Origin of the sequence: Streptomyces sp. NPDC092045 (genome assembly GCF_044756005.1) — a bacterium.
GTDB lineage: Bacteria > Actinomycetota > Actinomycetes > Streptomycetales > Streptomycetaceae > Streptomyces.
Map to the genome: position 1 here is coordinate 129,284 of NZ_JBIVSC010000010.1, position 14,204 is coordinate 143,487.

Below are 14,204 nucleotides of genomic sequence, written 5' to 3' on the forward strand. Positions count from 1 at the left end.
TGCGGGGGTTGTCCCGGCATGCGGAGACCCTGCGGGATCTGCCGATCGTCGTCCCCGCGCCTGCGGGGGTTGTCCCCGGGGCCAACCGGGGACTGGGCGGCCGACCTGGTCGTCCCCGCGCCTGCGGGGGTTGTCCCAAGCGGGGCGTCCCGCTGCTGTACAGGGCGATGGTCGTCCCCGCGCCTGCGGGGGTTGTCCCGGACGGCACGTCGTCCACCCAGGCCGGGACCAGTCGTCCCCGCGCCTGCGGGGGTTGTCCGACCGCGACCAGGGCCTGACGGTTGCCGATCTCGTCGTCCCCGCGCCTGCGGGGGTTGTCCCGGGGCCACACCCCCGGACCGAAGAGGGCCGAGGTCGTCCCCGCGCCTGCGGGGGTTGTCCCTCGCGGTCGGGGTGGATGTAGTCGGCGGCCTAGTCGTCCCCGCGCCTGCGGGGGTTGTCCGCCCGGCACCGCCTACCTTCACGCCCTCGACCAGTCGTCCCCGCGCCTGCGGGGGTTGTCCGGTTGTCGGGATGGTGCCGATGACCGAGTCGCCGTCGTCCCCGCGCCTGCGGGGGTTGTCCGCCCCCATGACCCTGCGGCTCGCCACCGCGCAGGTCGTCCCCGCGCCTACGGGGGTTGTCCCGCGGTCCTGCCCCTGTTCAAGACCGCCCTGGGGTCGTCCCTGCGCCCGCAGGGGTTGTCCCCCGACCCAGTCCCGCCGATCCTGAGGAACGCGTCGTCCCCGCGCCTGCGGGGGTTGTCCGGACGTGCACGCGGCGATGGTCTCCCACCTGGCGTCGTCCTCGCGCCTGCGGGGGTTGTCCCCGGTCACGCAACAGCAACCTGGGTGGAGACCCGTCGTCCCCGCGCCTGCGGGGGTTGTCCCCAGGTGATGTCCACGATGTCATCGGCGTCCGCGTCGGCCGGAGGACGACGCGGACCCCCTCGTCTTCACCGGCCCCGTTGGTGCGACCGGACGTGGTGCAGAGTCGCCGGGAACGCAGTCGCCGTAGTGGCGGTGTGGGCGGCGGAGATCAGGACGTTGACCGTCTGGACGTTCGCCTCAGGCACCATGCTATTCACGGCCGCGAGCAGCTTCGGCGCGCACCAGCGGGCCTGCGTGGCGTACGCGTCCGCGTCAAGGATGAGGTCCAGGCGGTCGGACTCCTCGTCGAACACGACGGCTCGGACGTGTCTGGCGAGTTCGGGTACGGCCGTGGTGAGGACGGTGTCCCACTGGGCCAGGACGCTGTCGCCGGCGGCCCGGTGCGACCGGGCCCCGCTCGGTCATTATCATGCCGATTACCGCACCCAGCCCGAGCGGCTGGCGGCCGTCCCGCCGCAGAGCCGTGCCGGTGCGACGCTTCGGCTTCTTCGTCTGGGCGCCGTTCTTCTTCGCCGCCTCCCGGGCGGCGAGCAGGGCCTGGCGGGCGAGGTCGACGCCGGACAGCTCCGGGACGGCGTTCACGCGGTCACCTCCAGGGCCTCGCCGTCCAGCGGGCGGGCGGCGAGCTCGGGCAGGCGCTGGGTCCACGGAGCGGGCCGGATCGACTCGGGCCGGGCGAGGGTGTGCAGCTGCTCCAGCCGCGCGGCGAGCAGGTGCTCGGCGGTACGGGTCTGCGCGGTTGCGGCGGCCTCGGTCGCGGCGCGCTGGGCGTCGTCGCTGTCGGGTACGGCCCGGAACCACGGCTTACTGAGCTCGGTCGCGTACGCCTTGCGGGCCTCGGCCTGGGCCTCCTCGCTGCGGCCGAGCATCACCAGGGCCTCGTGCCGGTACTCCGCGGCCGCGCTCTCGGCGGTCAGCATGGCGTTGTGCGCGACGGCATCCTCGACGGCGTCCGGGCCGGCTGCTTCCAGGGCGGCCGGGTCGGTGATCTGCTGGAACTGGGCCCACGAGGCGGCGATGGCGTCCTCGATGGCCGTACGGACCTCGGCGGCGACGGCCGCGACAGCGACCTGGTCGCTCGGGTCGGCCGACCAGGTCGCGGCGAGGAGACCGGCCTCGCCGATCAGGGCCTCGGTCTGGCACCGGTGGTCGCACGCCTCGCACAGCCCGGCCGAACGTGCCCGGCCGCAGTCCTCGCACGCCACGGCCTGCCTCGCCACCGCCTCGGCCGCCGCCCGCTCCCGCTCGACCGCCGTCTGCGCCTCGGCCTCGGCACGGGCCGCCGCACGCCGCTCCGCCTGCTCCCGGGCCTCGGCCTGACGGGCCACGAAGTCGGCGGCCTCGGCCTCGGCGTGACGGCGCATCCGGGCCTCAATCTCCCGGTACCGCGCATCCTGATCCAGGCCGGGCAGCTCCTGGTCGACCTCGGCCGCGATCCACACCCGCCACGCCCGGCGCGAGTGCAGGATGTTGGCGCAGTTGTCGCAGTCGGCGCCGGTGTCGAGCCGGACGCCGTCATCGCACCGCACGTCCGAGCACGACGGCCGGCGCACCAGCCCGCGGTGGGTGATCCACCCGTACGGGCGGGCAATCAGGGCCTCGCCGCCGGTCTGCTCGAGCCGGGACGTCAGCCGGGAGGCCAGCACCGACGGGGCCCGCCCCGCCCACTCCAGCACCTGGCGCAGCTGGGCGAGCTCTGCCTTCGCGGCCTTCACGACGTGGTCCTGCTGCCAGCGGTTCAGCCCCTGCCACAGCCAGGACACCGGCGCCAGAGCCACCCGCAGATCAAGATCACCTGGAAGCTCCGACCGCCCCTGCTGCTGCGTCTTCCGCGCACCCACGTGCGTCGGCCGGGCATCAGCACCAGTGGCGACGCCACCTGCCTGCTCCTGCCCGTCGACCGGTGACTTGATGGGCTTTTCACCGCGAAGCGGGTCGACCCCAGCTACCGGGCTCCCGGACTCGGCAACGGCGCTCTTGCCGTCGACGGCCTGGTCCTCGCGCACGAACGCGCGGTCCGGCTGACGGCCCTGACGCCCACGGCCTTCGCCGGAAAAGCCACCAGAGAGCTGCGGGAAAGCGACGGGAGTAACCAGGTGAGGGTGGTCAGTGTGAAGGGCTGCCGCAACATCGGGCTCTGAAACATCCGCCCCATCCGTCACCGCCACCCCGCTGACCTGGTGCTCCGTTGCCAGGGCGGGCGCCTCACTAGGCTCTGCCGCAACGTCGGGGTCTGAAAACTCGGGCTTCAGAGCCTCCGTACGGTCCTCTTGGACGTCGTCGTCGACCGTGCGGCCGTGCGCGGCGGCGACCGCCGGCACCATCAGCCGCGTCCGGTGCGCCATCTTCGACGCCGTCTTCAGACGTACCCGCAGCACCAGCTCCTGGTCCTCCAGGCGCTCCAGCACCCGCTCCCCCGCCGACGCCGAGCAGCCCAGCAGCCGGGCCACCGTCGCCGCCGCGCGGCCGCGCTTGGTGTCCACCGTGCCGCCGCACTGTCGCACCCGCCCGGACTTCCGCGCCTCCAGCACCAGCATCAGCAGCGCCAGACGGTCCGTCGCCGCGCCCCGACCGGTACGCGTACCGATCAGCCCGGCCGGAGTGACCCGGCCGTCCTTGTGCTTCCAGCCCGGCGCCATCACGGCCTCGAACAGCCGCTGCAGCGTCGCGTACTCCTTCTTCGCCAGATTCAGCGGGTGCCCGATGACGTCCTGCGCCGCCCATAGAGGTAGCACCTTGCACTCCAGGCCGATGTCCTCGCGGTACTCGCCCTTCTCGGTCTCCACCGACACCACGCCCGAGCTGCGCAGCCCCGGCACCACGTCGGAGGCCGTGTACGACGCCGAAAGCCCGAGCCACCGGCCCAACTCCGAGGTATGGATCCTCACCACACCGGTCTCCGACGGCGTCCGCGACGCCAGCACCAGTACCGCCAGACGCACCGCGTCCGTCGCACCGTCCAAACCGTCCAGATCCAGCAGCGTGCGCACCGCGCCACCCAGACGGGCGCGAGCATCCCGCCCGAGCGACAGCGGATGGCCAGCAGCCCGCTCCGGGACCGGCCCGGCCGGGACGAACAGCTCCGTACGGGGGCGCGCGAACGCAGCGGCCCGTACCGCCACGGCGCTCATCGACCCACCACTGGGACACGAGCGGCGGACACCGCGAGGACCGAGGTCATCTTCGTCACCGAGCCGGTGTACACGCCAAAGCGGACACCTTCCTGAGCAGGCAGAACGCGCGATTCTTCATCCACTTGCCGAGCCTGCATGAGTCGGCCTGTGGGCAAAGTCCGCCGAGCCCCGATTGACCCCAGTCCTCCCGCACGGCGGGCAGAAACCTCGGATCGCGTCCCGTCACACGGGACGCCGCCCTCCAGGACGCTCCCGTCGACAGAGTTGCGAACGACGTCGACGAGCGGGTGCACGAGTCGGACGGCCGACGCCACGGTCGGGGTCGACGAGACCGCCTCGAAGGCCCCGCTCTTATAGCTTCCTACCGGAAGTCCCTCTTCCTGTCTGAACCGGAAAAGAGGGGAGAAACCGTACGTCGATTCCATCACACGGGACGACCGCCGCGCCTGAACCGGGGTGAAACGGACAAGGCCAAGCTGACAGGGGGACACCACTTCAGGCACTATGAGAACGACCTGCCTTCCATATGGCTGGACGGACCAGAACCCCTCGGGGCTGGACGGACCTTCCTTATGGATGTGTCAGGGACCGCCCTCTTCGTGAGAAGCGGGCGGGCCTGGATCGGATGGGGGGAGATTTCTCCTCTCCTCTTGATCTTGGTGATCCGTAGGACCCCTAACGGGGCCCTGCGGATCAGCGGGACGTGGCCGTTGTCAGCGGCCGGGTCTTGCAGGTAGGGCACCGACCGTTGTCCGCGGTCGGGGTACTGCTGGTGGCCCTTGTCGAAGGGGCCGACCCGCTTGTCGAAGGCGGGGTTTTGCTAGGTGAACTGGCTCGATGAGCCGAAGCTCAGGACCGGCGTCAACCGGGACTGAGCAGCCGAACTGAGGTGTCATGCCCAGTCGGTGCGAAGGGCCGCGCTGGCCGAAGCGGATTGTCAGTCCGCAAGGTGGCCGCGCGGCCGGTGGCGGCTACGTCACCCCGACCCCCTTGAATCCGAGGTTGGCGTCGGCTTGCCCTCATCCGCTTTTGCGGCCTCGGGGAAGCGTTCTGCGAGGCCCTTGAGGAGGCGCAGGTAGTTCTCGCGGTGCGGGCGCCGAGGGCTGGTCTGGCCCAACTCCCAACGGGTGACTGCGACCCTCTTCACGCCTACGGCGTCCGCGACGTCCTGCTGGGTGAGGCCGGCCGCGAGGCGTAGCTTCGAGCGCACATGCGGAGGCGGCAGCACCTCAGGCAGGCCGTTCAGCAGGGCGTCGACCCGCTGTGAGTGGTCCGAGTCGGACATAGCCAAACCTTCCACGATCGTCGTAACCATGAAAGATACACGATTTGATCTCCGTGTGGGAGAAGCGGCCACCGCGAACCGAGGTGTCTGGGTCGAAGTCCGGCCCGGCTGCGGGAAGGTCAGCTGTCGCACAGGCACCGTCCAGCTGCCTTCCAGGTCGGGCACTCCTGCTCCACTCGCTCGTACGCGCTGGGCGGATCATCGGGAAACCAGGCGATGACCTCTGGTGTTAGCGGACCTGACGTAGCGACGTCGTGCACCGGCTGGCGGCGTCCTGTGCGCTCGTCTTCCTCCACCTGCGCGACCTTCACGAACGGACTCACGACCGCCACTGGGTCCGACCCCAGGTCAAACCACTCGCCGTGACGACGCTTGTCGGCGAATTGGCGGTGAAGCGCGGTCTCCATGACGGCGCCGCTCTCGAACAGCGCGAGCAACTGGAGAGGTACAGGTGAGCCGGTCTGGAGGTGTCGAAGACGCCGCTCGGGGTTGTCGGACCACCTGATCTTCACGAGTGGAGATTCGGGAGAGCCGATCAGATAGACCCGGTCCGTAGCCACGTCACACCCGCTCAAGCGCGGTGGAGTAGTAGTAGGCCAAGGCCGCTTCAGCACCTGAGCCCTGCGCCGTGGTAATCCGCTGGAACCGACCGGACCGCAGGTCCCCGGCGGTGAAGATCCGAGGGTGCTGCATTTCGGGTGGGCAGTATCCGCCCTCGTCCACCGCGAGCCCTTCGAGAGCCGCCGGCCGATTTCCGAGATTGCTCAGTACTGCCGTTGCGACGTAGGTGCTGCGCTCTCCGCCGCGGTTCTCGACGTCCACGATGAAGTCGGTGCCGTGACGGGCCTGCGAAACGGAGACGTGAGAAACCGGAACTACCCGAACTCGTTCGTCTCCTGACACCTCCGCCAACTTGTAGTCGTCCGTTGCCGGGGCGAGGACATGGAGTGTGGCAGTGGACTGAGGGTGAGCCCGCAGCCAGGTGCCTAGTGGCCTGTCACCCCCAAGAACGTACGTCCGGGGCCCGACCTGCTCGGACTTCGCACGCCACAGCGGAGCCATGGACAGCGAAGGGGCGGTGCTGATCCAGTCGGTGTCGGCGGGCGTCAGCGCGGACACGCCCGTGCCGACCACGACTGCCTGCGCGGTGAGTACCTGGCCGTCCGTGAGGAGGACTTCCGCGCGGTCGGAGTGCCCCTTGACCCCCACCGCGCGGGATCGGACCAGCGAGCACCGACCGGCTTGCTCGAGGCGGGACAGATCCGCGGCCAGGGCCTCGGCCAGCTGTGGGCCGGTCGTCCAGTTGCCGGAGACGTTCTCCAGCGCGCCGATGGTCTGGAGCTTGCCGCCGATGCTGTCGGCCTCCACGACGAGGACCTTCATGTTGAGGCTGGTGGCCATGAGGGCGGCCGCCACGCCAGCGGGGCCGGCCCCGACGACCAGGACGTCGGCGTCGAACGAAAGTGTGCTCACTGGATCCCCCCAGTTTCGCTGATACGAGATAGAGCGACTTCGCTGGTAATGAGCTGATCGGAGCCAAGGTTCCGTGCCGCGAGCAGCAGAGCGGCCTCGTGGTACTGGGAGCCGCCGCTGGAGGCGCAGGCGTCGGTGATGACCCAGGGCCGGTAGCCCCGTTGGTAGGCAGCGGTGGCCGAGTCGTACACGCAGGCGTCGGTGTCGATGCCACACAGCACCAGGTCACTCCAGCCGGCGTCCCGGATGAGCTGTGATCCCTCGGGCGTGAAGACCGACGCTTGGCCCTTGTCGATGATTAGGGCCGAGGCGTCGATGAAGGGCAGCAACTCCTCCACGAACGCCTGCTCCTCCGCGGTGCGCAGCCGCTTCCAACCGGAAATCGTTTCGTACGGCGAGCCCGGGGCGTTGTGGAACCGGGTGAAGACCACCGGAGCGCCGGCTGCTCGCCAGCCGTTCACCAGCCGTACGACCGTCGGGACGACGTCGCGGCTGTGCTGGTTGACGAAGCCCTGCTGCACGTCGATAACCAGCAGCGCTGTCGATCGCGGGTCCAACCCGTCCACCTTTCCCATGGCCATCAAGGGGTGCTGTCTCGGAGGGCGTCCTGAGCGGCGCGGAGCCGATCGGGGAGTTCGCTCGTGGTCAAGATCGCTTCGCGCATCACACGGTGCTGTGCCGTTTCGGTGGGGCGCGCGGTTGTGAGCCGGTAGTAGGCACTCCGCAGAAACCGCCAGCCGTACTCGGGCGGCATCACTGGGTCCTGGCCGTCCTCGACGGTGTGCAGGACGTGGGAGGAGAGAGCCCACAACGCCTGGACGTCTAGCTCCAGTGCGACGATCTGGCTCGTCGTGAGGGCGCGCTCATCCAGCTGAGGGTGGTAGGAGACCCCGGACCAGCCGGCGACACCTTGCGAGACGCCGCCTCCGAAGGGGACAGCGTCGGCGTGAGACCAGCCCTCGCGGAACTTGGTGGCCTCGACGTCCGGCCCCAGGGGGACGACGTTCTCTGGGTCCTGGCGGTTGACCAGGACAGAGGGTGTGGCCAGGAGCTGCAGCGCGGTGTCCAGACCAGCGCCCGCCCAGGAGTTCTCGCGGAGTTCGTAGACCGACAGCACGTACTGCGGTGGGGGCACTTCGTGAGTGGGTGTTCCCTCGGCAGCGTGGAGCCTCATGAGCTGCGTGATCTGCTTGCCCGCCCACTCGGGTTCCTGCAGATAGGTCCGGTATCGCCACACTGCCAGGTCGGTCAGCGATTCGACGCGGTGATGCTCTTCCAGGTGCACGACGGCGACGCCGCACCTGTAGACGTGGACCGCCGACGACTGGGCCGAGCGGTGTCCGGCCGGAAGCGTCCGTCGCTCTAAGCCCCCCGGGCCAGGCGGCGCGGGAGCGCCGACGGCGTGCAGGGTGGCGATCTGCTCGCCCATGTAGGCCGGCAGGAACTTATGGGAGACGACGGTACAAGGCGTCGGCTGCGGAGTATCGCCGCCCGCAGCCGTGACGGCAGTGCCGTGAAGGTCTGCCAGGCGCAGGCGGAACGCCTCCTGCTCCTCGGGGGTGCACTGGTTCAGCGCCGTATCGAGGATCTGCGCCATCTGCGGACGGCACACGCTGGTCCTGTTCTTCTGCCAGTGCGAGACCGTCCGTGGGCTGATGCCGAGATGATCGGCGAACCCCCGCACCGACGCGCGCATTACCGATCGCAACAGCAGTGCCTCCTCGCCTGTCCACTGCTCAACTGCGATCACTACACACCCCTATGACGGTTTGTTGCCAGGCAGGAAGAGCCCTGTTGCGACGCTATTGCTACACCCCTTCCACGCCGGGACATCTCGCCGAGACGCCCGCGACCCCGAAGCTGATCTCCGTCGAAGTGAATGCCGATGACGAACGGGGAAGCCGTGCTTGCCGCTACAGGAGAACGAGGCAGTGAGGCGAGCTCAGGACTCTGCCGACCTGCTGCCCTGGTTCTGCTCGACGCGTTCGAGTCGCGCAATCAGATCGGCGACCTGTTCCTCGAGGCGTCTGATGGCCTGCGCGGTCGGGTCAGCAAGCGCGTCCAAGGCGTTCTCGCGAACGAAACTCCCGCGACCCGTGTGGGAGTAGATGACTCCATCCCGTCGAAGCTCGGCGAAGGCGCGTTGCACCGTGCCGGCCGCGACGGCGTACTTGCTCGCCAACTCCCGGGTGCTCGGCAGTTTGTCGCTGGGCTTGAGCTGCCCGAGTCGAACCTGTTCGCGCACGTCCTGCGCGATGCGTTCGTAGGGCTGCATGGCTTCGTCCGTCATGAGCCACATCGTAGAGCCACCTCACTCGAATAGATAGCCTACCCAACCTGGTTGACACGGTAGTATGTGTACTGATTAGGTTATCCACGTCGATACAGTTGGTTGCCTGTGAGGCGTCAACAGCGGAGACGTAGGACCGCAATACGGCAAGACCGCAGGAAGCCCCTTCCCCTTACGGGGAGGGCCGGGGTTGATAGCTCCACCAAATCCCCCGGACCAGTCCCCTGGCTGGTGTGGCTCCCGCGTTGCACGTCGCAGCGCAGATGCGCTGTCCGTCCATCAGGACGCCGGGATCGACCCGTGCGGCCTGACGGGCGGAGAGAGCACCGCGACGCGCCCCGTCCCTCCGACCATGAGGAGTCCCCGTGATCACGACGCCCGTGGCGCCGCAGGCCAGCAAGCGCCGCCGCAAGACCCGCACCTCGAACGTCAACCACCGCCCGCCGGTTATCGCCTCCAAGCTGAAGGTCAACGAGATCGACCTGACCCCTGGCAAGGAGCACCTGGTCTGCCCCGACTGCTCCACCTGGGTCCCGATCACCGGCGTGCTGGGCACGCCGAAGCTGGTGCCCCACCACACCGGCCGCGCCAAGACTGCCGAGCCGCGCCGCTGTACGGCCGGAAGTAACCGCCAGGTCACCATCGACGTCGCGGCCGACGCCTGGCGCACTCAGCTGACCGAGCTGATTGAGGTGACCCCGACCCTCGCCTCCCGGCGCGCCACCAAGGTGTTGCCGAAGCCGAAGGTGAAGCCGGCCCCGGCCGCCAGCCAGGTCAAGCCCGCCCCGCTCAGCGCGGAGCAGGTCCGTCGGGTGTTCCGTCAGCACGAGCAGCAGTGCCTGGCCTGCAAGGGCGAGGTCAAGAACCGAGACGGGCAGCTGCTGCCCTGCCCCGACGGTGAGCGCCTGGCCGTCACCTTCCTCCGGCTGCTCCGCCAGGAGCCCAAGCGCCAGGCCGTCCGCGAGTTCTTCGCCCGGGAGCGTCGGCGCTTCGACCGCCAGTACGCCGCGGCGGCCCCGGTGAAGCGGGCCTCCGAGTGGGCGGCGGTTCAGGTGAGGGTCAGCGACGCGGATGCCACGCGGAAGGTGCTGCCGCGCGGTGACCGTCCGGCTGATGGCCCGAGCCTTCCCCAGGAGCCGCAGGACGTGGAGGCATACGACCGGCGGCAGGCCGAGCTGGGCAGGCACGCCCATACCGGCCGTCCTGCGGAAGAGGCTCCTGTGCAGCCCGAGTGCGCGAACTGCGGGACCACCGAGCTGAACTTCGTCCGCGCAGCCGCTGCCGGATGGCGCCAGGTCCTCCATCGGACCCACTGCGGTCGGTGCGCCGGCCGCTTCCCGAACTGGATGCGCACCCAGTTCTGACTCACACCGGGACGAACGACCACGGCCCCGGCCGCCCCGTAGTAGAGGGGGCGGCCGGGGCCGCGGCTGCTCGTCCGGCAGTCACCCGAAAAACAGATCGGCCCCCGGATGCACCCGCGGGCCGATCGAAGGACCCGGTAGGAGGCCCCGTTGAACCCCATCAGCATCCCACACACCCTCCCGCGAATCACCGGCAACTGCCCTCGCTGTAAGGGCACGTTCGAGACCTGCCGCTGTGACCAGCGGTCCGTCGCCCGGACCGGCAGGCCCGTCCGGGCCTGGGTCGGCGAGGACATCCACGACGAGGACGAGGCCCAGGGCTACGAGCCCGAGGATCTGCACCGGCCCCACGACCTCGTGGAACTGACCGGCCCGGCGCGGGTCACTGAGGACTCCTGCGGGATCTGCGGGTTCTGGCGGTGCCGGTGCGCCACCTCGCTCACCCCCGTCCCGGCCCTGACCGGCACCGGGTCGGCATGGGGGTGGGCGGCATGACCGCGCGCCTGATCAGGCTCACCGCAGTACTGCGTCACATGTGGCAGTGCGGCACGTGTGGCTGCTGGTCACAGACCGAGCAGTGCCAGTTTTGCGAGAAATGACCGGGCGTCCCGGTGACCTGTACCGCCGGTACATGGCCGCCGACACCGCCTACCGCGCACACGCCGCCACCTGTACCTCCTGCGCCCGCACCACACCCGACCCGGACTGCTGGGAGGGAGGGCAGTTGTACGAGTCCTTCTCAAGGCTGCAGGAGGCCTACCTCAACACCCTGTAGTGCCACCCGGCATTGCCCATCGGTCCCGCGCCCCTTCGGGCGGGTCCGGTGGAGAGCGCCGGGAAACCACCTCGCTCCGGCCGGTACGGCCGTCGACACAGCAACAGCCCCGGGGACGCCACCCCGGGGCTGCTTCTTGCACAGGACCTGATCTGGAGGCCCCTGATGAAGTTCATCGTACCCACCCGCCACTACGCGCCCACCTCGACGAAGGCGGCGCCCGCCGACACCCGCCCGGCCTGCGAGAGCACGGCCGACCCGGACCTGTTCTTCCCCAACGGCAACACCGGGCCCGCGCTCCTGCAGATCGCCGAGGCCAAGCGCCTGTGCGCCTTGTGTCCGCAGTTGATCCAGTGCGGCAACGACGCCTTGGAGCGCGGCGAGGAGTACGGGGTGTGGGGCGGGCTGTCCGAGGACGAGCGCCGCGCCCTGCGCCGCCGCACGGCCCGTGCCCAGAGCACGGACGCCGTGGAGGCCGGCACCGAAGACAGCGCCCCGCGCTTTGCCGACGCCGCGTGACCTCGCCCGCCTGACGGGCTGCCGGCCTTGTCGCACACCACGCAGCCGGGCATCGGCTCGGGCCGATGTCCTTCACCCAGGAGGTAGCAGCATGCGCACCATCCGCCGCGACGGCTGGACCGCCGCCGACTACGACTCCCAGGAGATCCTCCACGAGTTCGGGCACCGCGACGCCGCCGCCCGGGTGGACCGGGCCCGCCGCCCCACCTCGACGCCGAAGACCGACACCGCCGGCCTCCGCCGCCGCGGCGCGCAGCTCCCCATGGGCTGACTTCGCGCCCGCCCGGCGGGAGCCGCACCTAGTTTCGAGCCCGCCCCGCGACGTTTCGCGAGCACGGCCGCCCGCCCCGCGGACCGCCAGCCCTTTCGCGTGCGCGGAGCGGGTAGAGCCGGTGCCAGCTTCGTGATCAGCCGACCGCATTGACCGCTGTTTCGGGAACGCCTCGCCGCGTTTCGGGAGCAGCCCCCGCCGTTTCGTACGCACCTTGAACGACCCCTCTCGGAGGCCCTCATGACGATCACCGACTGGCCGCGAACCGCGGCTGAACCCGACCCCTACACGGCTTCGCCGGCCGCCGTTTCGGGAACGTCTACGCCGGTTTCGCGGACGGCCGACGTCGTTTCGGAGACGGCCGACGTCGTTTCGGAGACGGAAAGCGGAACCGGAGCGAAGCCCTCCCCGGGGAAGCTGACCGGTACCCAGAAGTGGGCGGCCGGGGCGATCGTGATCGCCGCGCTCGTCCTCGCGGGCATCGGCCTGTACCTCAGCTTCGAGCACGTTGCGATCTTCGCCTTCGAGCGGCTCCGCTTCGGCTCGCTGGGCAAGGGCCAGATGTTCGCGGTCGGCGTCGATGTCGGCATCATGGTGATGATCGCTGTCGACTTGCTGATGGCCTGGCTCAAGCGCCCCATCACCTGGATCCGCTACCCGGTGTGGCTGCTGACGGCCGTCACGGTCGTCCTCAACGCCGCGTCCGGCGCTCCCCGGGACCGGGCCTGGGCGCTGATGGACTACGTCGCGGCCGGCGCCCACGGCGTCGTCCCGGTCCTGTTCATCACGGTGGTGGAGCTCGGCCGCGATGCGATCGACCGTGTTGTCCGGCCTGACCAGGCCGAACGGGACTCGATCCCGTGGCTGCGGTGGGTCCTCGCCCCGGTGGCGACGTCTCGGATCTTCCGCCGGATGCGGCTGTGGGGCGTCACCTCCTACCCGGAGATGATCCGCCGGGACCAGGAGCTCATCGCCTACGAGCAGTGGCTCAAGCGCAAGTACGGGGGCGACATCTCCCAGGCCACCGAGGACGAGCTGCTGCCGATGAAGATGGCGCCCTACGGCTACACCGTCGCCCAGGCCCTGGCCATGCCCGACGAGCAGGAGCAGGCAGCTCAGGGGCGTGAGGAGGACGCGGAGCGCCGCCGCCTGGCCGCGGAGACGCGCAGCGAGGTCGCCAAGGCGGAGTCCGCGGCCGAGAAGCTGCGCGCCAAGGGCAAGGTGGAGCTGGTCCAGGCGGAGGTCGACGGCCAGACCGGCCAGGCCCGCGCGCACGCCCGAGCTCAGGTCAGTGCCGCAGAGCGGGCCGCCGAGCTGGAGCAGAAGGCCCTCGACAACGCCGTGGTCGCCGAGGCCCGCGCCCGCGAGGCCGAGGCGGAGCGCCAGGCCGCCGAGGAGCGCAAGGCGGCGGCCGCCGCGGACCTGGCGAAGGCCGAGCTCGAGCGCCAGGCTGCCGAGCAGCGCAGGGCGGCGGCCGAGGCGGACAAGGTCGCGGCGGCCGAGGCCGGCGCGATCGAGACCGAGCGGATCGCCCAGGCACGCAAGGCAGTGGCCGCCGCCGACCTGGACGCGGCTGAGCTGGAGCGCCAGGCGGCGCAGAAGCGGAAGGAAGCGGCGGAGGCCGACCGGGTCGCCGCGGCGGAGGCTCAGGCCATCGAGACCCAGGCCGTCGCCGAAGCCCGCCAGGCCGCTGCCGAAGCGGACCGGCGTGCTGCCGAAACGGAGAAGGCCGCCGCCGAAACGCGGCGGGCCGCTGCCGAAGCCGACCGCAAGAAGGCGGAGGAGGACCGCCGCCAGGCGGCCGCTCTCGCCGACATCGCGCGCTCCCGGAAGGAGGCCGCCGAAGCCGAGAAGGCCGCTGCCGAAACGCGGCGGGCCGCCGCCGAAATCGAGCGGCGTGCGGTCGAAGCCGAGGACGCCGCGAAGCTCAAGCCGCGCGAGCGGGCGGTCCGCAAGGTCGCCCGAATGATCCTCGCCGTCGGCGGCGACGCCGACCGGCTGCCGCTCGCCGAAATCCAGCACGAGCTAGCGGTCACCTCGCCCGGCACGGCCTCTGAGTACCGCCAGGAGGCGGCCGAGCTGCTTGCCAACGGCTACCGCCCCTGACCCATCGTCCGGCACACACCAAGGAGGGCCAGCCCGCGGCATTCGGGCTGGCCCTCCTTGCGACTGCCGGAAGCAGTCCGCCCCGATTACACCAGCTCAACTCCCCTTTGGAGGACGA

At 70.3% G+C, this 14,204-nt stretch carries 14 protein-coding genes and 1 CRISPR repeat array (1 of these 15 cut by a window edge); of the genes, 6 read left to right on the forward strand and 8 right to left on the reverse strand.

Going from position 1 to position 14,204, the window contains the following annotated elements; all coding sequences use genetic code 11:
• A CRISPR array of direct repeats spans window positions 1–868; the repeat unit is 28 nt; unit sequence GTCGTCCCCGCGCCTGCGGGGGTTGTCC (it extends 199 nt beyond the left edge of the window).
• Between the two features lie 66 nt (window positions 869–934).
• The 8 genes from ACIQKA_RS22950 to ACIQKA_RS22985 all read right to left on the reverse strand — a co-directional run bounded on the left by ACIQKA_RS22950 (window position 935) and on the right by ACIQKA_RS22985 (window position 9,051).
• Window positions 935–1,162 (reverse strand): hypothetical protein, encoded by a 228-nt coding sequence (locus ACIQKA_RS22950; RefSeq protein WP_402542207.1) that lies wholly within the window; start codon window positions 1,160–1,162, stop codon window positions 935–937.
• Between the two features lie 285 nt (window positions 1,163–1,447).
• Window positions 1,448–4,000, reverse strand: coding sequence for a hypothetical protein (locus ACIQKA_RS22955; RefSeq protein ID WP_402542208.1), 2,553 nt, complete (start codon window positions 3,998–4,000; stop codon window positions 1,448–1,450).
• A 979-nt stretch (window positions 4,001–4,979) separates the two neighbouring features.
• A complete protein-coding gene (locus ACIQKA_RS22960; protein ID WP_402542210.1) occupies window positions 4,980–5,318 on the reverse strand; it encodes a helix-turn-helix transcriptional regulator in 339 nt (112 codons plus the stop codon).
• 89 nt (window positions 5,319–5,407) lie between these two features.
• On the reverse strand, window positions 5,408–5,902 hold the full coding sequence (locus tag ACIQKA_RS22965) for a GIY-YIG nuclease family protein (protein ID WP_402542212.1): 495 nt from the start codon (window positions 5,900–5,902) through the stop codon (window positions 5,408–5,410).
• Window positions 5,850–6,761: an FAD-dependent oxidoreductase gene (locus ACIQKA_RS22970; protein ID WP_402542214.1), complete on the reverse strand. Its 912-nt coding sequence runs from the start codon at window positions 6,759–6,761 to the stop codon at window positions 5,850–5,852. Before ACIQKA_RS22970 ends, ACIQKA_RS22965 begins: the two co-directional genes overlap by 53 nt.
• Entirely contained in the window at window positions 6,758–7,342 is a 585-nt protein-coding gene (locus ACIQKA_RS22975; protein ID WP_402542215.1) for an isochorismatase family cysteine hydrolase, read from the reverse strand. The genes ACIQKA_RS22970 and ACIQKA_RS22975 overlap by 4 nt, the downstream gene beginning before the upstream one ends.
• Window positions 7,342–8,511 carry an XRE family transcriptional regulator gene (locus tag ACIQKA_RS22980; RefSeq protein ID WP_402542216.1) on the reverse strand — a complete coding sequence of 390 codons (1,170 nt, stop codon included), beginning with the start codon at window positions 8,509–8,511 and terminating at the stop codon, window positions 7,342–7,344. The genes ACIQKA_RS22975 and ACIQKA_RS22980 overlap by 1 nt, the downstream gene beginning before the upstream one ends.
• 192 nt (window positions 8,512–8,703) lie before the next feature.
• Window positions 8,704–9,051, reverse strand: coding sequence for a GntR family transcriptional regulator (locus ACIQKA_RS22985; protein ID WP_402542217.1), 348 nt, complete (start codon window positions 9,049–9,051; stop codon window positions 8,704–8,706).
• A 365-nt stretch (window positions 9,052–9,416) separates the two neighbouring features.
• Here ACIQKA_RS22985 and ACIQKA_RS22990 point away from each other — a divergent pair, with 365 nt between their 5' ends.
• From ACIQKA_RS22990 to ACIQKA_RS23015, 6 genes are all read left to right on the forward strand, one after another.
• Window positions 9,417–10,415, forward strand: coding sequence for a hypothetical protein (locus ACIQKA_RS22990; RefSeq protein WP_402542218.1), 999 nt, complete (start codon window positions 9,417–9,419; stop codon window positions 10,413–10,415).
• Window positions 10,416–10,565: 150 nt separating this feature from the next.
• On the forward strand, window positions 10,566–10,910 hold the full coding sequence (locus tag ACIQKA_RS22995; protein WP_402542219.1) for a hypothetical protein: 345 nt from the start codon (window positions 10,566–10,568) through the stop codon (window positions 10,908–10,910).
• 100 nt (window positions 10,911–11,010) lie between these two features.
• On the forward strand, window positions 11,011–11,190 hold the full coding sequence (locus ACIQKA_RS23000; protein WP_402542221.1) for a hypothetical protein: 180 nt from the start codon (window positions 11,011–11,013) through the stop codon (window positions 11,188–11,190).
• A 165-nt stretch (window positions 11,191–11,355) separates the two neighbouring features.
• Window positions 11,356–11,709 (forward strand): WhiB family transcriptional regulator, encoded by a 354-nt coding sequence (locus ACIQKA_RS23005; protein ID WP_402542223.1) that lies wholly within the window; start codon window positions 11,356–11,358, stop codon window positions 11,707–11,709.
• A gap of 91 nt (window positions 11,710–11,800) precedes the next feature.
• On the forward strand, window positions 11,801–11,980 hold the full coding sequence (locus ACIQKA_RS23010) for a hypothetical protein (RefSeq protein ID WP_402542225.1): 180 nt from the start codon (window positions 11,801–11,803) through the stop codon (window positions 11,978–11,980).
• Between the two features lie 240 nt (window positions 11,981–12,220).
• The gene (locus ACIQKA_RS23015; RefSeq protein ID WP_402542226.1) at window positions 12,221–14,086 is read left to right on the forward strand and encodes a DUF2637 domain-containing protein; all 1,866 of its coding nucleotides are present in this window, start codon (window positions 12,221–12,223) and stop codon (window positions 14,084–14,086) included.
• Window positions 14,087–14,204 lie beyond the last annotated feature (118 nt).

Coding starts and splice junctions, on each gene's coding strand:
- ACIQKA_RS22955 (WP_402542208.1), bottom strand. CDS start 4,000: ATGAGCGCCGTGGCGGTACGGGCCGCTGCGTTCGCGCGCCCCCGTACG.
- ACIQKA_RS22960 (WP_402542210.1), bottom strand. CDS start 5,318: ATGGTTACGACGATCGTGGAAGGTTTGGCTATGTCCGACTCGGACCAC.
- ACIQKA_RS22975 (WP_402542215.1), bottom strand. CDS start 7,342: ATGGCCATGGGAAAGGTGGACGGGTTGGACCCGCGATCGACAGCGCTG.
- ACIQKA_RS22985 (WP_402542217.1), bottom strand. CDS start 9,051: ATGACGGACGAAGCCATGCAGCCCTACGAACGCATCGCGCAGGACGTG.
- ACIQKA_RS23000 (WP_402542221.1), top strand. CDS start 11,011: ATGACCGGGCGTCCCGGTGACCTGTACCGCCGGTACATGGCCGCCGAC.
- ACIQKA_RS23005 (WP_402542223.1), top strand. CDS start 11,356: ATGAAGTTCATCGTACCCACCCGCCACTACGCGCCCACCTCGACGAAG.
- ACIQKA_RS23010 (WP_402542225.1), top strand. CDS start 11,801: ATGCGCACCATCCGCCGCGACGGCTGGACCGCCGCCGACTACGACTCC.
- ACIQKA_RS23015 (WP_402542226.1), top strand. CDS start 12,221: ATGACGATCACCGACTGGCCGCGAACCGCGGCTGAACCCGACCCCTAC.